19 protein-coding genes are annotated in these 17,852 nt (G+C 37.0%); 5 read left to right on the forward strand and 14 right to left on the reverse strand.

Annotated features, from left to right (window positions below):
• Positions 1 to 25: 25 nt before the first annotated feature.
• Both BAQ49_RS30570 and mscL read left to right on the forward strand, forming a co-directional pair.
• Complete coding sequence (locus BAQ49_RS30570) at positions 26 to 952, forward strand: Gfo/Idh/MocA family protein (protein WP_071748346.1); 927 nt, start codon at positions 26 to 28, stop codon at positions 950 to 952.
• 128 nt (positions 953 to 1,080) lie between these two features.
• Positions 1,081 to 1,479, forward strand: coding sequence for a large-conductance mechanosensitive channel protein MscL (gene mscL, locus BAQ49_RS30575; protein ID WP_071748347.1), 399 nt, complete (start codon positions 1,081 to 1,083; stop codon positions 1,477 to 1,479).
• 47 nt (positions 1,480 to 1,526) lie between these two features.
• Here the strand turns inward: mscL and BAQ49_RS30580 are convergent, their stop codons facing one another.
• Positions 1,527 to 1,799, reverse strand: coding sequence for a DUF3917 domain-containing protein (locus tag BAQ49_RS30580; RefSeq protein ID WP_071748348.1), 273 nt, complete (start codon positions 1,797 to 1,799; stop codon positions 1,527 to 1,529).
• A gap of 156 nt (positions 1,800 to 1,955) precedes the next feature.
• Between BAQ49_RS30580 and BAQ49_RS30585 the strand changes: the two genes are divergently transcribed.
• Entirely contained in the window at positions 1,956 to 2,192 is a 237-nt protein-coding gene (locus BAQ49_RS30585; RefSeq protein WP_071748389.1) for a DUF3949 domain-containing protein, read from the forward strand.
• Position 2,193: 1 nt separating this feature from the next.
• On the forward strand, positions 2,194 to 2,556 hold the full coding sequence (locus BAQ49_RS30590; RefSeq protein ID WP_071748388.1) for a DUF4288 domain-containing protein: 363 nt from the start codon (positions 2,194 to 2,196) through the stop codon (positions 2,554 to 2,556).
• Positions 2,557 to 2,590: 34 nt separating this feature from the next.
• On the opposite strand, the gene ccpA is transcribed toward BAQ49_RS30590, so the two are convergent.
• From ccpA to BAQ49_RS30615, 5 genes are all read right to left on the reverse strand, one after another.
• Positions 2,591 to 3,589 (reverse strand): catabolite control protein A, encoded by a 999-nt coding sequence (gene ccpA, locus BAQ49_RS30595; RefSeq protein ID WP_071748349.1) that lies wholly within the window; start codon positions 3,587 to 3,589, stop codon positions 2,591 to 2,593.
• A gap of 276 nt (positions 3,590 to 3,865) precedes the next feature.
• Positions 3,866 to 4,939 (reverse strand): bifunctional 3-deoxy-7-phosphoheptulonate synthase/chorismate mutase, encoded by a 1,074-nt coding sequence (locus BAQ49_RS30600; protein WP_071748350.1) that lies wholly within the window; start codon positions 4,937 to 4,939, stop codon positions 3,866 to 3,868.
• Between the two features lie 235 nt (positions 4,940 to 5,174).
• Entirely contained in the window at positions 5,175 to 6,191 is a 1,017-nt protein-coding gene (locus BAQ49_RS30605) for a CamS family sex pheromone protein (protein ID WP_071748351.1), read from the reverse strand.
• A gap of 112 nt (positions 6,192 to 6,303) precedes the next feature.
• Positions 6,304 to 6,630, reverse strand: coding sequence for a bacillithiol system redox-active protein YtxJ (gene ytxJ / locus BAQ49_RS30610; RefSeq protein ID WP_071748352.1), 327 nt, complete (start codon positions 6,628 to 6,630; stop codon positions 6,304 to 6,306).
• A gap of 2 nt (positions 6,631 to 6,632) precedes the next feature.
• Positions 6,633 to 7,142, reverse strand: a complete 510-nt coding sequence (locus BAQ49_RS30615; protein WP_083595995.1) for a DUF948 domain-containing protein — start codon at positions 7,140 to 7,142, stop codon at positions 6,633 to 6,635.
• Between the two features lie 187 nt (positions 7,143 to 7,329).
• Here BAQ49_RS30615 and BAQ49_RS30620 point away from each other — a divergent pair, with 187 nt between their 5' ends.
• A complete protein-coding gene (locus BAQ49_RS30620) occupies positions 7,330 to 8,445 on the forward strand; it encodes an aminopeptidase (protein ID WP_000654731.1) in 1,116 nt (371 codons plus the stop codon).
• A 39-nt stretch (positions 8,446 to 8,484) separates the two neighbouring features.
• On the opposite strand, the gene BAQ49_RS30625 is transcribed toward BAQ49_RS30620, so the two are convergent.
• The 8 genes from BAQ49_RS30625 to BAQ49_RS30660 form a co-directional block, all read right to left on the reverse strand.
• Entirely contained in the window at positions 8,485 to 8,931 is a 447-nt protein-coding gene (locus tag BAQ49_RS30625; protein WP_071748354.1) for a hypothetical protein, read from the reverse strand.
• Between the two features lie 16 nt (positions 8,932 to 8,947).
• Positions 8,948 to 9,130: a hypothetical protein gene (locus BAQ49_RS33820; RefSeq protein ID WP_071748355.1), complete on the reverse strand. Its 183-nt coding sequence runs from the start codon at positions 9,128 to 9,130 to the stop codon at positions 8,948 to 8,950.
• A complete protein-coding gene (locus BAQ49_RS30635) occupies positions 9,127 to 9,531 on the reverse strand; it encodes a PH domain-containing protein (protein ID WP_071748356.1) in 405 nt (134 codons plus the stop codon). The genes BAQ49_RS33820 and BAQ49_RS30635 overlap by 4 nt, the downstream gene beginning before the upstream one ends.
• A 75-nt stretch (positions 9,532 to 9,606) precedes the next feature.
• Positions 9,607 to 10,098 (reverse strand): GNAT family N-acetyltransferase, encoded by a 492-nt coding sequence (locus BAQ49_RS30640; protein WP_071748357.1) that lies wholly within the window; start codon positions 10,096 to 10,098, stop codon positions 9,607 to 9,609.
• Positions 10,095 to 10,643, reverse strand: coding sequence for a GNAT family N-acetyltransferase (locus tag BAQ49_RS30645; protein ID WP_071748358.1), 549 nt, complete (start codon positions 10,641 to 10,643; stop codon positions 10,095 to 10,097). Before BAQ49_RS30645 ends, BAQ49_RS30640 begins: the two co-directional genes overlap by 4 nt.
• A 192-nt stretch (positions 10,644 to 10,835) precedes the next feature.
• The gene (gene murC / locus BAQ49_RS30650) at positions 10,836 to 12,146 is read right to left on the reverse strand and encodes a UDP-N-acetylmuramate--L-alanine ligase (protein ID WP_071748359.1); all 1,311 of its coding nucleotides are present in this window, start codon (positions 12,144 to 12,146) and stop codon (positions 10,836 to 10,838) included.
• Positions 12,147 to 12,398: 252 nt separating this feature from the next.
• Positions 12,399 to 13,517 carry a nicotinate phosphoribosyltransferase gene (locus BAQ49_RS30655; RefSeq protein WP_000658379.1) on the reverse strand — a complete coding sequence of 373 codons (1,119 nt, stop codon included), beginning with the start codon at positions 13,515 to 13,517 and terminating at the stop codon, positions 12,399 to 12,401.
• A 61-nt stretch (positions 13,518 to 13,578) separates the two neighbouring features.
• Positions 13,579 to 17,781, reverse strand: coding sequence for a DNA translocase FtsK (locus BAQ49_RS30660; RefSeq protein ID WP_071748360.1), 4,203 nt, complete (start codon positions 17,779 to 17,781; stop codon positions 13,579 to 13,581).
• Positions 17,782 to 17,852: the final 71 nt, after the last annotated feature.

Raw genomic sequence — 17,852 nt, forward strand, 5'->3', positions numbered from 1 at the left:
CAATATTGATAGGGTGGGAATAAACATGAACAAACCTAAAATCGGGATGATTGGCCTTGGAAGTATTGCACAAAAAGCTTACCTCCCAACACTTACAAGTGAAACAAACTGGAATTTTGTAGGGGCATTTACACCTAATGCAGAGAAAAGAACACAAATTTGCCAGCAATATCGTATTCAAGACTTTCATTCTATTGAAACGTTAGCTTCAGAATGTGATGCAATCTTCGTTCATAGTTCAACTGCTACACATTATGAAATCGTTTCTACACTTCTTGAAAAAGGAATCGATGTTTATGTAGATAAACCGCTAGCTGCTACAGTGGAACAATCTGAAAAACTAGTCGAAATGAGTGAAAAGTATAATCGAAAGTTAATGGTTGGATTTAATCGCCGTTTCGTTCCTATGTACGTCACTGCCAAAGAACAAGCTAATGATATTTCATGGATTCGAATTGAAAAGCACCGCACAAATAAAGTAGGGCCAAATACGTACGATTTTACTATGCTAGATGATTACTTACATATTGTAGATACTGCTCGCTGGTTAGCTAATGATAACCTTAACGTCGTTCATAATATGATGCAAATAAACGAAAAAAATGAACTCCTTTATGGACATCATACATATACAACCGCAAACGGGCTCTTACTCTCTACAGCCATGCACCGTCATGCAGGTACAAACTTAGAACAAATTGAACTTGTAACGACAGGAAAAATCATTCGTGTAAAAAATATGAATACATTTGAAGTTGAAGAAGAAAACTCTGTTTCACAAAGCGGTTCTCCGTCATGGGAAACGACATTAAAGCAGCGCGGTTTTGAAGATGCTGTTCATCATTTTATTGACTGTGTACATGGAGATACGAAACCGTTAGTAGATGGGGCAGAAGGATTAAAAACGCAGCAAATGCTACAATCTTTATTAGATGATGTAAACAAAAATTAAAACGGATACATTTTTCAGAATTTACTTTCATTCCCATTTCCTCTTTATTTCTCTTCCAAATTTCTATAGAATATGTTGATAGGAATTATAAATTTCATAATGAATCGTGGAAAGGGTGGGATTGACACATGTGGAACGAGTTTAAAAAATTCGCGTTCAAAGGGAATGTAATTGATTTAGCTGTCGGGGTTGTAATCGGTGCTGCATTCGGTAAAATCGTTAGTTCTTTAGTAAAAGACATTATTACACCATTACTTGGTATGGTATTAGGTGGCGTTGACTTTACAGATTTAAAAATTACATTCGGTAAATCATCTATTATGTATGGTAACTTCATCCAAACTATTTTTGATTTCTTAATTATTGCAGCTGCTATCTTTATGTTTATTAAAGTCTTCAACAAACTAACATCTAAAAGAGAAGAAGAAAAAGAGGAAAAAATTCCTGAACCAACAAAAGAAGAAGTTCTTCTTGGCGAAATTCGCGACTTACTAAAACAACAAAACTCTTCTAAAGATAGAGCATAATTGAACGGACAAAAGGCATGCCCCTAAGGGGCATGCCTTTTTTTATGCTATAACGTTTCCGAATTCATATGAATAAATATAATAATACCTGCAACCATCAGTACCATAATGCTACCTGCAAATAGTGTAATGCCAATAAACATTAAGCTCGTACTTACATCTATCGAAATACTTTCAGTAAAAATAGAAATTACATACGTGATAAGGGCAATTCCTGCAAGAATACTTCCTGGAACAAATCGCTTTAAGCCATTTTGTTTTAACGTCATATATGCAAAAATAGCAGTCATACAAAGCGTAATTATCCAAAGAACGATCATCTCTTTTCCCCCCTCACAAGCCTTTTCTTTCTATTATACATGACATTGCCCTATAATAGGTGAATTTGCACTTATGTGACATATAACAAGGAATCACCAACAAATATAGCGAAAGCATTACAACATGAAAATATTCTTTGTAAGGGAGTGTTCATAATGATCTGGATTTCACTAATTATATTAGCCTATTTCATCATTCTCGTCCCAATACAGTACAACTACATTAAAGTACTCAAGGACAAACAAAAGAAAATGAATGTGTCACAAAATGAACTATACGACAAAATGTCTTATGAAGAATCCCAAGTACATCATCATTATCAAAGTAACGTATTTACAATACCTGCTTCGCTTGTCGCAAGTATTATTTATAAAGTGAAACATGCAGCATAATATGTACGCTGTAAAATTATTGTTTGAATCTGTTCATTCTGGTGAGCCTGCTCCTACTAAAATTGATGAGTATTATGAAGAAAATCACGATACACTTTTTGAAGAAAGTATTATCCTTGTTAAAGCAAACGACCTAGAGGAAGCTCACGAATTAGGCGAAAAAATCGCTATGCACTCTGAAGAACCGTACGATAATATGTACGGTGAACAAGTAACGTGGAAATTCCGAAAAGTGCTACATGTATTTGAATTAAATGATACTTCATTTGAAACAGGAACAGAGTTATACGCAAGATTTTTACATGTTAAGAAAAATGAAACTGTAGATACAGTAGTAAAAAAATACTACCCTGAATATGAATAAAAGCTCACAGCAATCGCTGTGAGCTTTTTTATTCTTACTTCGTTGAATCTCTAAATTGGATACGGTGAGGTAAAATAACAGTGTGATCTTCCACTTTTTCTTTGTTCATATACTTTGTTAATAGACGCATTGCTACTGCACCGATATCATACATTGGTTGTACAACTGTTGAAAGCTGCGGGCGTACCATTAATGCAAGGCGTGTGTTATCAAAGCCAAGCACTTCTATATCAGTTGGTACGTTTAATCCAGCGTCTTGTGCTGCGTGGATTACACCTAGTGCCATTTCATCAGAAGATACGAAGATTGCTGTTGGCTTCTCATCCATGCTCCAAAGTTTTTCGAATGCTTCGATACCTGAATCATACGTGTAATCTCCATCGATTACGAGATTTTCATCATATGAAATACCAGCTTCTTCTAAAGCCTTTTTATAACCTTGTAACTTCTTAGCGCTTCCCGCTTTATCAATGAAAGGACCAGAGACGAAACCGATACGTTTATGTCCTTGCTCAATAAAATGCTTCATTGCATCGTAAGCTGCTTGTGTATAATCAATATTTACTGATGGCGTTTCATTTTGCTCATCAAATGATGCTGCTAATACAATCGGTACTGGAGATTTTTTGAATTCTTCAATGTGAACATCTGTAATATCTTCACCCATGAAAACAATCCCGTCCACTTGTTTCCCAAGCATCGTATTTAATAAGTGGAACTCTTTCTCTTTGTTTTGATCAGAGTTACTTAAAATGATGTTATATTTGTACATTGTTGCGATATCTTCAATTCCACGAGCAAGTTCTGCATAAAACGTATTTGAGATATCAGGAATAATAACACCCACTGTAGTTGTTTTCTTACTTGCTAGTCCACGTGCTACCGCATTTGGGCGGTATCCTAAACGATCAATTGCTTCTAATACTTTCTTTCTTGTTGTAGGCTTTACATTTGGGTTACCGTTCACAACACGTGATACGGTAGCCATTGAAACGTTCGCTTCACGAGCTACATCATAGATTGTTACGTTCATCTCTTCGCACACTCCTTCTATTTATGTTATCTATTTTTATGTATCGGTTCACTTGAATGAAAAAAAGACATCAACTCTATTTGCAGATGCCAACAATCGTCCCGAGTTCTTCCTTTTACTAATGATACGATAAAAACGCAGGCTCATACAATATTTTCCCGCAAAAGTTTCGAAAAAATTCGCTTCTTTTCTCGTATTTTCGTATTTTTTATGCAAAAAAGGGCAATTTTTGTAAAAATTCTATGTAACAAAGGCTACATAGACTAAAAAATCTTTTTATAATTTACTTCCGAATGCTTTTAATTCTTTCATAAACTCATTGAATTCTGGAATGTCCATTTGTTGTGATGCATCTGATAATGCAACTGCTGGGTCCGGATGTACTTCAGCCATAATAGCATCAGCACCAATTGCCATAGCCGCTTTTGCAGCTGGTAATAGAAGGTCACGTCGCCCTGTAGAATGCGTTACATCGACAACGACAGGTAAATGTGTTTCTTTCTTTAAAATTGGCACAGCGGAAATATCAAGCGTATTACGCGTTGCTGTTTCATATGTGCGAATACCTCGTTCGCATAAAATGATATTACCGTTCCCCTCTGCCATAATATATTCTGCCGCATTAATAAATTCTTCAATTGTTGCGGATAAACCACGCTTTAATAATATCGGCTTATTTACAGCACCAGCTGCTTTTAATAACTCGAAGTTTTGCATGTTGCGAGCGCCAATTTGAATAACATCAACATAATCTAATGCCATTTCAATATCATTCGGATTTAAAATCTCACTAATAACAGCTAAATTATATTCATCTGCAACTTGGCGTAAAATTTGCAATCCTTCTAATCCAAGACCTTGAAAATCATATGGAGATGTACGAGGCTTGAAAGCACCACCACGCATTAGTTTCAGACCTTGCTCTTTCATTGCTTCTGCAACTTGGCGTACTTGTTCATAACTTTCTACAGCACATGGTCCCATAATAAAATGTTGGTTTCCATCGCCAATTTTCTCTCCATTAATCTCCACAATCGTATCTTCTGCTTTTTTCTTACGAGAAACAAGTAGCGCTTTGCGATGATCGTCTTCTTGTAGTTCTAAACCAGCTTGAAAAATTTGTTTAAAAATATGTTGTAAGGTCGATGTTTCAAATGGACCATTATTATTCTCCGCAAGTAAATTCAACATTTCTCTTTCACGTACAGGGTCAAAACGTTTCACACCTTGTACTTCTTTTAAGTTTCCAACCTCTTGCATGAGACGGCCTCTTTCATTCAATAACTCTAATAATTGTAGGTTGATTTGATCGATGCTAGAACGTAATCGATCTAACTCTTGTGATGCCATAAGAAAGCCACCTCTTTTAAATTTCTTCATTAACTTTTTTAAGATAACTTATTATAGCTGATACATACGAGGTTGTCACACGATATACAACATAGAATACTGTATGAAACAGATAGAAAAAAGACGTGGAAATAGCATAATAAGAAAGCAGAAAATCCGTAGTATAAATTTAAATTACCGTATTCCGGAAAATTTATAAAATAAAAAAGACAGCTTAAAAACTGTCTTTTTTATTTTATAGGAAAGAAACGAACGGTTTATCGCTGTTCTTCTCTTTTATAATAACAGCCTCGATTTTACTCTCAGACTTTATCTGTAATTGAACTTTAGCATCTTTAGGGAATTTTTCTACCATACTTTGAGCAGCCATTTGAGAAAGCGCCATTAATTCTGACTTACCATTATATTTAACGACAATATCCATCTTTAATTTATCCATCTTATTTTGCTTATAAGAAATCTTAGCATTAACAGGGATATAATCTCCTGGAGAGAATTTCTTTATTGCTTCTGAAAAATCATCTAACTTTTTATTGTCTTCTCCTTGTGCTCCCGCAAATTCTTGAGAAGGATACGAATACGATTTTTCATCAATAGTATCCCAATTTCCAAGGTTAGTCTCATTCTTTTGAACCGTAGCGCTTGAAATATAAGTACCATTCTTTAAAGAGCTTGTGCTTTCTTGCTTAAATATAGCAAACGTAATCGGAGATTTGTTATATTTATCATTTTTATTAATTGCTTCTATAAGTTGCTTGGCAACTTCAGTCCCTTTAGAAATAGCTTCCTCATTAGATACACTTGAAGACATAGATAAACCAATAACTACACCAGATAAGCTTAGTTCATTTGAATTCTGTTTGCCGAAGTAGTCCTGTTCTATAATATTAGTCAAAACTGGTACTCCTTGTTTCGTAACTAATTCATCAATTGTTTTCTCTGGAATATATTGATTTAATTGTAATACGTAATTTTCTGTATCGAATTGTTTTGAAGCAATATTCATTAAACCATTTTCATATTCTGCTAAATCTAGTTTAGAATTAGTTTTAACATTAACTGTATTAATTACCTTTTGTTCTTTTAAAGGAATAACAGTTCTATAGTAATCCTTAGAAACAGCAGTTCTTGGGATCATACTTTTTTCTTTCGTATCTTTCTGTACAACTTCATCTTTCTTCTCAATAGTATTATTACTGCAAGCCCCCAGTAATAAACTTAAGCTTGCGATGAATAACGCCATTTTCTTCATTGCTTAAAACCCACTTTCAAAAGTCAATTTACTTAGTTTTAAAGTATCTATAGTGTACCATAAATATATTGCAACAAAATAAAAAAGAAGCAAGCCCTTCGCTTGCCTCTCTCTATTTTACATTCTCTTCTAAAGCTTCTTTTTTAATATTCCAATGCGATGTATGCCATACTACCATTCCATCTTTTATGTATAGCACTTGCGGAGATTCATGTTTAATGCTGTACTGCTCTGCAACATGGTTCGAAACATCTCTCGCCTCTTGTACGTATAAATAATATGCTGGCACTTCTCTTTCTTCACGGCAATACGCTTGAAACTCAGTATATGCACCGTGACTAATTGGGCATGTCGTACTATGCTTAAAAAGAACGTAAGGCTCGTTCTTTTCTACTAACGCTTCAAGTTCTTCAATCGTTTCAATCTTCATCATACTCATCGTTACTCACCTCTCATGCGAAGTCTAGAGCGTTTTTCTCTCTTTTCAGCCTTCTGCTCAGCTCTCTCAAGTTTACGCTCTTCTTTTTCAACCTTTTTCTCTTGTCTCGTAGCACGGTAATGGTTGTATACTTCAATTGCTGCACTGCTCCATTGCACAACTTGTGCTACTTTATCTGCATTATTTTCAATTTCGTCCGTAACAGACTCTGATACATTGCGAAGCTTCGTATTTAAAGAGTGAATCGTCGTTCCGATTCCATCCACACCTTCTACTACTTTATTTAGCGACTGTGACTTCTGTTGAATATCATCAGCTAACGCATTTGTCTTATGTAATAATTGCTCCGTCTCTACACTTATTCCTTGCATTTGCTTTTCTAAACCCTCTAACGTGCTCGCAACATTTTCTAACGTTTTCTGAACCGATAACAACGTTCTGCATACATACACTACTAATACAGCGAAAGCAACCGCAATAATAGCCGCACTTACATATAAAAGAACTTGCATTTCATCACTTCCTTTATCTTTTTCATACTTTCTCCCATTATACAATCATTTTCCGTTTCGTTCTAATCCCTATCTTTTCATTAGAATTTTCATACTTATTCGTTAACTTTAACATAAATGATTCAACAAATTCCACTAAGTAGGTTACAATAGGAGAGGATACATAATTAGTAGGGAGGCTTTACATATGAAAGATCCACGCATTGAAAAGTTAGCATACAATTTAATTAACTACTCTATCCGCTTACAAAAAGGCGAAAAAGTATTAATTGAAAACTTTGGCTTACAAAAAGAACTTGTAACTGCACTTGTAAAAGAAGCATATGCAGCTGGTGGTTTCCCATTCGTTTCTTTAAAAGATCATCAAGTAGATCGCTCTTTATTAATGGGGGCTACTGAAGAACATTTCGAACAAATCGCTGCATATGAAGCAAGCGTAATGAAAGATATGGACGCTTATATCGGTCTTCGCTCTGGCGATAACATTAACGAACAAGCTGACGTGCCAAGTGAGCGCATGAAAGTTCACGGTCAAACAGTTGGTAAGAAAGTTCATAGAGACATCCGTGTTCCGAAAACACGATGGGTTGTTCTTCGCTACCCAAATGCTTCTATGGCGCAGCTTGCTAAAATGAGCACAGAAGCTTTCGAAGACTTCTACTTCGAAGTATGTAACTTAGACTACGGTAAAATGGATAAGGCGATGGATAGCCTTGTTACATTAATGAATAAAACAGATAAAGTTCGCCTAACTGGTCCTGGAACTGACTTAACATTCTCTATTAAAGACATTCCAGCTATTAAATGCTCAGGTCATTTAAACATTCCAGACGGTGAAGTATACTCTGCACCAGTTCGTGATTCTGTTAACGGTACAGTTTCTTACAATACACCATCTCCTTACAACGGTTATACATTTGAAAATGTACAACTTAAATTCGAGAATGGCCAGATCGTTGAAGCAACTGCAAACGATACAGAGCGCATTAACAAAATCTTCGATACAGACGAAGGCGCACGCTACGTTGGTGAGTTCGCAATCGGCGTAAATCCATACATCTTACATCCAATGGGAGACATTCTATTCGATGAAAAAATTGATGGCAGCTTCCACTTCACTCCTGGACAAGCTTACGACGATGCATGGAACGGTAACAACTCTAACATCCATTGGGATTTAGTATGCATCCAACGCCCTGAATACGGCGGCGGCGAAATTTACTTCGACGACGTACTAATCCGTAAAGACGGACGCTTCGTTGTACCTGAATTAGAAGCTTTAAACCCAGAGAACTTAAAATAATATGAAAAGCGCTCGGAATTCTATCCGAGCGCTTTTTCATTAATACTCTAATAATTTTTTAGCCACATCTTCTGGTACTTTAAAACTATTTTTATTTTTTAGCTTATTAATTTTCAATTCAACCTCAACATAAGGAACATCTTTATATACTGTCATAGTACCAATTTCATGTAACTCTTTTTTACCTTTACTCGAATCCAATAATTTTGGTGTATCCTCTTGATACATTTTAAACGTTTTCCCTTGCGGAGTATCCATAGGAGCCGATTCCATTTCCCACTCATCCATTTTGATTGATTCAAACAACTTTTTGATTTCTTTCTTATCGGTAATTGTTTTTTTATCACTCGAATCAATAAGGGATTCAACTTCAATTTTTTGTGCCTTTTCTAAGCTAACGTCAGACTTCTCTTTCTTCGCACTACATCCTATGAAAAGAACGGATGCCGTTAATAGAAGCAAAAATAACATACAGATTTTTTTCATTTCTAATCCCCCTGCACTATAAAGAGCTATGTTTCTCATTCTTCATTTGCTGCGAATGGAAATAAAATAAAAGTGTCACTGCAATAATCCCTATTAATATTGGGACATATAAAGGCAAGTCCCATTTAATATATACTCTAGTGCAAATAGCAAGCACCAGCAAAATTTCCAAACAAAATAAAGATTTTACATATTTCATTTCTTACCTACCATTTCTATTTTCACATATGGATTTTCTTTCTCAATAAGCGCCAAGAATTCATTCATATCTTGCGGCATCCCAATCATATGTACCTTATATGCATTCGTCGTAATTTCAAGAGACTTCCCAACTTGGCGAATAATTATAATATCTTTCAATATAACATCTTCATTTAAAACGCCGTATTTTAGCACACCATTTTCTACTTTATGTTTTTTAATAAATATTTCCCAAACGAGAGGGCCATTTACAATGAAGCATAACCCCATCCCAATTAGAGCTGAAACCCAATCCCCTTTTCTTGTAAAGAACATTACAATCGGATATACCACCATAAAAGCTAACGTTAGACTAACGAGAATTATCGCAGACTTACTTCTTTGAATCGGAAAGTTCATACCCACACCCCCTATCCAAATTATACCATCGTTTCCATTTTAGTTCATAAAAAAGATCATTTATGAATGACCTTTTTAAATAGTATACCTATAAAATTTCTTATCTACCTCTAACACTGGAAAACTTTTTGGTAACTCTTCTACATTCACATTTTGGAAACCATTCTTTTCATAAAAACGATGCGCCGCTAAAAATTTCACTGTTGTTCCCAAATAAATATCTTTCAGCTTTTTATTCTCAGCCCACGAAATCGCTTTTTGAAGTAGCATATGTGATGCGCCCCATTCTTTTCCGCGAAACTCTTTTTTTACGAACATTTTTCTTAGCGCTACTTGCTGACCCCCAATATCTAATAAAGCTACTGTTCCAACTACTTTTCCACCGTACGTTGCTACCCAAAAGCTTCCGTGATTCCTTTGATAGAACGTTTCTATTTCAAGTAAGTCAGGTTGCTCTTCTTTCGTAATTGGGACATTGTACTCTTTTTGCTGAATATGAACGATAAGATTTACTACTTCCTCTTGAAATTTACTTTCATACGGAACAATATGAATCTTCTCGTTCATCGAATCTCCTTCCATTCTGAAGCTAGTAAACTGTATACAGCAATATCGTGGAAGTGATCGTATAGCCATTCTTCATCTCTTAAAATACCATCTAACTTAAACTCTAAACGCTCTGGAATAGCGCGGCTTTTTGCATTTTCAACACCGCATCTGATTTCAATTTTATTCAGCTTTAGATTTTCAAATGCATAGTGAAGTACAGCCTTCACGCTACGCGTCATAATACCTTTCCCGCCAGCATCTTCTGCAAGATAATATCCGAGACTCGCTGCTTTCTTCCCCCAACTCACTGGATGAATACCTACCATACCAACAAGCTTTCCTTTATAACGTATGCCACTTTCAAAACCGTCTCCCTCTGCAAATTTCTTTAACCACATCGGAAAAATCTCATTATACGCATCAGCAGATTTCGTCCCATCTACCCATGGAAGCCATCTTCTTAAATAGGTACGATTCTGATCTATTAATTCATATAGTTCCTCTTTATGATGTTTTTCTAATAGTTGTAGTTCAATTTCATCATCTACTCGAAGTGTGAACATGTTTTTTAGCCCCTTTTAGTTTTCTTATTATTCTAACATTTTAATTTGAAGGAATGCACCATAATATATCAACAATTTTTAAAATATATCGAACACAAAGGCAGTTACATCGGCTTACCGACTAGATTCGACAACGCTGTTCACCCAAAACAGCACAAAAAAGACGCACAGCCAAGCTATGCGTCTTTTCTATTACTTCTCTGCAACTTGAACTTCTTTTACGTAAGCTGCTTCGAATTTTTGGATGTCTCCTGCGCCCATGAAGATAAGAACGCCGTTTTTATGTTTCTTTAATACATCCGTTGTTGTATCTGTAATTAGTTCTGCACCGTCAATACGCTTCTGCAGATCTTCAATTGTTAATTCACCTTTGTTTTCACGTGCTGATCCGAAAATATCACATAAGTATACTTGGTCAGCTTTACTTAAGCTTTCCGCGAACTCATCTAAAAATTTCTCTGTACGTGAGAATGTATGTGGCTGGAATACAGCGACAACTTCTCGCTCTGGATGTTTTTGACGAGCTGCTTCAATCGTTGCATTAATTTCTGTCGGATGGTGTGCATAGTCATCAATGATAACTTGTTCTCCCATTGGCTTTTCATTAAAGCGACGTTTTACGCCTTCAAAAGTTGTTAGCTGATGCTTAACTGCTTCTACATCAACGTTTTCATAATGGCAAAGCGCGATTACTGCTAATGCATTTAATACGCTGTGATCGCCATATCCTGTGATTTTGAACGTGTCATAGTACGTATTACGAACGAATACGTCGAATATAGTACCATCTGTTCTCTTTTGGATGTTACGTGCTTGGAAATCATTATCTTCTCCAAATCCATAGAAAATAACAGGTACTTTCGCTTGAATTTTTTGAAGTTCTTCATCATCTCCACATGCAATAATGCCTTTTTTCACTTGCAATGCCATCTCTTGGAATGCACTGAATACATCATTGACATCTGTAAAATAATCTGGATGATCAAAATCAATGTTTGTCATAATTGCATAGTCTGGATAGTAAGACAAGAAATGACGACGATACTCACAAGCTTCAAATACAAAATACTTACTATTTTCTACCCCATGCCCAGTTCCATCTCCAATAAGATAAGATGTTGGGTGTGCGCCTTGCATTACATGGGCTAACAAACCTGTAGTTGATGTTTTTCCATGTGCACCAGTTACAGCAACACTTGTGTACTGATCCATAAGATCACCTAAGAAGTGATGGTAACGATGTACTGGGATATTTAATTCTTTTGCTGCTACGATTTCTTCATGCGTATCAGGAAATGCATTTCCTGCGATAATCACTTGTCCTTCTTTAATATTATTCTTATCAAAAGGAAGGATGGAAATACCACGCTTTTCCAATGCTGTTTGTGTAAAGAAACGCTTTTCATAATCAGACCCTTGAACAGTATGCTTCATGTCATGAAGAATTTGCGCTAATGAACTCATTCCTGTTCCTTTAATTCCTACAAAATGGTAAACTGTCATCTTAAAGAACCTCCAACATTTCGAACTAATACAACGGCCTATCTATAAGACAGTATATGAATCTTTTCTTATTTTGGTAATCATCATACATTTCTGATGAAGCGAAGTTTTCTTTAATCTTCACTTATCAGGATAACCACGTACGTACTTCTTTTTATGTCCATAACAAACTTATTATAGCAAAAAACCAGCTGTTATACTATGATAACAGAAAAACTGATAGGGTCAATCACCTATCAGTTTTTCTCATTTTTACATATCTTCTTTTGTTTCTAATTGAACACGCTCTAGACGTGGATTTGGACGGTATTTACGACCTGCTTTTGCTTCTGGTTTTCCATTTAATTCTACGTTATCACCGGTAAAGCCAATATTCATTTTTAATAAGCTACTTCCTACTCCATATATATCGACAGGAACATTTTGAGCTTCGAATTCACGAATACGCTTCTCATCAAATCCACCAGTTACAACGATATCTACATGTTGGAACCCTTCCTCATCAAGAGCTTTACGAAGTGCAAATACAAGCGATGGATTTACACCACGTGGATCAAATGTTCCAAGTACTTCTGGGTGACGAATGAAGTATTGATCAATCATTGTACGAGACGTATCAACACGCACACCTTTTAATGTTGATCCAAATTCACGAGCTACGCGAAGTGCATCTGTAATGACATCATTATTGTAATCAATTAATACAACTAATTCATCTTCTGGGAATTTCTTATGATACGCTTTTGCAGCTTCAACAACATCACCATTAAACATTTGAATTAATGCGTGAGGCATCGTCCCCATACCACTTCTGCCCCACCACTCATTCATTGCATGCGTCGCTTGTGCGCTCATACCTCCGATGTATGCCGCATAACCGTCACCAGCTTGTTGCGTATAATGATCATCACGATCTCCCATGAAAATAACTGGTTTTTCTTTATCTACACTACGTGCAGCTTGGACAACGTTATATACGTTTGTCGCAACTGATGTACGACGAGCTAAAATCCCATCAATTACACCTTCTAAAAATCCGAAATTTTCATAAGGACCATGAATTGTTAAAACTGTTTCAAACGGACTAATATTATCGCCATCCTTTAAAGAATGAATTTCTAATTCCTCAGGATTTTTGGCAAATGTTTGTAGCAATGCGATTACCTCATCTGTTCCGCAAAGAACTGCATGTTCCTTTTGGAAAAACTGCATTGTTACAACACTTTTCGGGCGAAATTCTTCAATGATTTCTCTAGTTTTTAAAAAGTAAACGGCAGAGAACCATCCTTCTCCAACTCGCTCGTCAAATTTAAATGTTCTATTTGTTAGTCGATTTATTTCACCTTTTAATTTTAATTCAATTTCTTTCATGTCGCTTTACTCCCTACTTTACTATCCAACATTTTCTATTAGTATACAGCAAAACCGTTTACTATACATTTGTTTCCTGCATAGCAGCGAATTCATCCTCAGAAATAAGGACATCTCTCGGTTTCGTTCCTCTTCCTTCAGAAATAATCCCTTGCGATTCCATCTCTTCAATTAGACGTGCCGCGCGATTATAACCGATGCGGAATTTTCGCTGTACAGAAGATGTGGACGCTCCCCCTTGTTCTACAACAAATTGACATGCGTCAAAGAACAATTCGTCTTCCGACTCAGCTTGTTCTGTTTTCGCTAATAAATCCTCTTGCTTAAATAAGTAGTTCGGCTTCATTTGCTTTCTCACATGATCAACTGTTTTCTCAATCTCATCATCCGATACATATACACCTTGTACACGAACCGGTTTAGACGTACCGTTTCCTAAGAATAACATATCACCACGACCAAGTAATTTCTCCGCGCCCCCAATATCGATAATCGTACGCGAATCAACTTGAGATGATACTGTAAACGCAATACGCGTTGGAATGTTTGATTTAATTAAACCTGTAATAACGTCTACAGATGGTCTCTGCGTCGCAACTAATAAGTGAATACCACAAGCACGAGCTTTTTGTGCAATACGACAAATCGCTTCCTCAACATCACCAGGAGCAACCATCATTAAGTCCGCTAACTCGTCAATGACGATTACAATATAAGGTAACGTCTCACCTGGGATTTCTCTCCCACTTACAATCGTATTGTAACGAGTTAAATCACGAGCACCAGCATGCGCAAACAATTCATAACGACGTTCCATCTCTTCAACTGCCCACTTTAGCGCAGCTGTTGCTGCTTTTACATCAGTAATAACAGGTGCTACAAGATGTGGAACAGAATTGTATGGTGCAAGCTCAACCATCTTCGGATCGATTAACATTAACTTCACTTCATGCGGTTTCGCTTTATATAAAATGCTCGTTAAAATTGCGTTAATACACACACTTTTCCCAGAACCTGTTGCACCCGCAATAAGTCCGTGTGGCATTTTCCGAATATCAGTTACAATTGGATCGCCTGAAATATCAAGCCCGAGCGCAACTGTAAGCGGTGATTCGCTCTTTGTAAACACAGGACTTCTTAAAATTTCACGAAGAAATACTGGCTTACTTTCTTTATTTGGAACTTCGATTCCAATCGCACTCTTCCCTGGAATTGGCGCTTCAATACGAATATCTTTCGCAGCTAAGCTTAACTTAATATCATCACTTAAATTTGTAATTTTATTTACTTTCACACCTGGGTCTGGCTGTACTTCAAAACGAGTTACTGCTGGACCTTGCGATACGTTAATAACATGTGCACCAACATGAAAATTATTAAACGTTGTATCTAATAATTCTTTCTGTTCATCCAACCATTCCGTATTATCTAACGCTGCTTGCTGTGGAATTGACAACAATGTTAATGGCGGAATTGCATATGTCGGTGGTGTTTGCAATACATTTCGCATATCGTTCTCTCTTTGATTTACAACATATGCTTTCTCTTGTACTTCCGTACTTGAATTTGGCTTTTGTACTTGCTCTACCACTACCTGTTGCACTGGTTTTTCTCCCACTTGTGGTTCTACTACTACTTGCTGCATTAGTTGTTCTTCCACTCGTGATTCTACCACTACTTGCTGCACTGGACGTTCTTCCACTTGTGGTTCTACTACTACTTGCTGCACTGGACGTTCTTCCACTTGTGGTTCTACTACTTGCTGCACTGGACGTTCTTCCACTCGTGATTCTACCACTACTACCTGCTGCACTGGTTTTTCTTCCACTTGTGGTTCTACCACTACCTGCTGCACTGGTTTTTCTTCCACGTGTGGTTCTACTATCACTTGCTGCATTGGCTTTTCTTCCACTTGTGATTCTATTATCTCTTGCTGCATTGGCTTTTCTTCCACTTGTGATTCTATTATCTCTTGTTGCATCTGTTCTTCTACTTGGTGTACAGGCTTATTCTCTACTCGTTCACTCATAGAAGGTTGCATTGCATTCATTCTAGCCGCATGTCTTTCCCTTAATCGTGTCCTGTCTTGTTTTAACATAACAACATTAAATGGTACATGACGCTTTTTCTCACGTTTTGGCTCTTCTTTTTGTACAACTGGTTGTTCTTCCACAATCGGTGCTTCTTCTACAACTTGTTGTTCTTCCACAACCGGTGCTTCCTCTACAACTTGTTGTTCTTCCGCAATCGGTGCTTCCTCTACAACTCGTTGTTCTTCCGCAATCGGTGCTTCCTCTACAACTCGTTGTTCTTCCACAATCAGTGCTTCTTCTACAACTTGTTGTTCTTCCGCAATCGGTGCTTCTTCTACAACTTGTTGTTCTTCCACAATCGGTGCTTCTTCTACAACTTGTTGTTCTTCCACAACCGGCGCTTCTTCTACAACTTGTTGTTCTTCCGCAATCAGTGCTTCTTCTACAACTTGTTGTTCTTCCACAACCGGCGCTTCTTCTACAACTTGTTGTTCTTCCGCAATCAGTGCTTCTTCTACAACTTGTTGTTCTTCTGCAATTAAAACATTCGCAAAGCTTTGAACATCTTTCTTCGTTTGTTCATCAGCATTAGCACCATGTATGAATTCATTCTTTTGTTCAATTGCTTCATTTAACAACATTTCTTGCTGCGTTTCCTCAAGTGCTACAGGTTCCGCTTCTTCTGGCGCTTCTGTTTCCGCAATTACTTCCACTTCTTCTAACTCTTCGGCTTCCGCAATTACTTCCACTTCTTCTGGCTCTTCGGCTTCCGCAATTACTTCCACTTCTTCTAACTCTTCGGCTTCTACAATTACTTCCACTTCTTCTAACTCTTCGGCTTCTGCAATTACTTCCACTTCTTCTGGCTCTTCGGCTTCCGCAATTACTTCCACTTCTTCTGGCTCTTCGGCTTCTGCAATTACTTCCGCTTCTTCTGGCTCTTCGGCTTCTGCAATTACTTCCACTTCTTCTGGCTCTTCGGCTTCTGTAATTACTTCCGTTTCTTCTGGCTCTTCGGCTTCTACAATTACTTCCACTTCTTCTAACTCTTCGGCTTCTGCAATTACTTCCACTTCTTCTGGCTCTTCGGCTTCCGCAATTACTTCCACTTCTTCTGGCTCTTCGGCTTCTGCAATTACTTCCGCTTCTTCTGGCTCTTCGGCTTCTGTAACTTCTTCAAATTCTTCTGGTATTTCCACAATAATTGTTTCTTCAAGTTTTTCTTCTGCTTTGACAATCACTGCTTCTTCTGGAATTTTCTTTTCTACTTCAGTAGTAGCTTCTTCTATTTCTGTATTACGTTTAATTTCTTCTGATAAGATTGTACCCTCGTGCTCTACTTTAGAATCTACTAATTCTTCTTGTAGAATGCTTTCGTTTAACACCACTACATCTTTTTCTTGCTTTGCATCTCCCGTACGCTCAGCTACCGTTTTACGAAGTAATTCATCCACTGAAACTTCCTGCGGTGTATTTATTTCTTGAACTACTTCTTCCTCTTCTACTAAAGGCTCTTGGCGTTCAATTTCATAACCGTTTTTCTCTAGCCATTGATCAACAACTGATTTTTCTTTCTTTTTACCTTGTTGACTAACTCCTTCATGACTAGGAGAAGAATTCGTTGCTTGCCCTTCTGAGAAATCAGATAATGTATATCCTTTTTTCTCTAACCATGCATCAACGACTGATTTGCCCTCTACAGATATTTCAAGATCTTCTCTTTCCTGTTCTTCCTCCTGCTTTTCTACCTTTTTCTCTACAGAAGGACGATTATATCCGTAAATTGGCGAAATCATTTCTGTTGGACGAAATGGTCTACGGTTATTTTCTTGCGACGGTACGGATGCTTTTTTTACGACAGGTTCTCGCTGCGGTTCATATTGCACTTCCGGCTCTTCATATGTAGAAACTACCTTCTCCACATATGGTCGCCTACTTCTTTCCACTTTTATTCCTCTTTGAGTCGGCTGATTTTCATATACTCCTCTTTGAACAGGTTGTTCTTCAAAGTGGGGTAATTCTTTTACATCATCCTCTTCAAATCCATCATCTGGTATTAATGGAAAACGGCATTTACCTGCGTTCCTACTTGCCATTTGTGCTTCTCTTGCTTCAGTGTAGTGGTTTACACGAGGAATTTTCGGCTGACTTTCAGTTTGCTTTGGTACTTCTTTATTCATCGCTGTTTGTTCTTCCTCTTTGTTAAACAGCTTTTTCATCCAATCTAACATGCTTACCACTCTTTCTACTAAATAGTAACATCCTTTATTGTATCAGCATTCGGCAAAAAGTGCAGGTAAAA

It is taken from the genome of Bacillus proteolyticus (genome assembly GCF_001884065.1).
Taxonomy (GTDB): Bacteria; Bacillota; Bacilli; order Bacillales; family Bacillaceae_G; genus Bacillus_A; species Bacillus_A proteolyticus.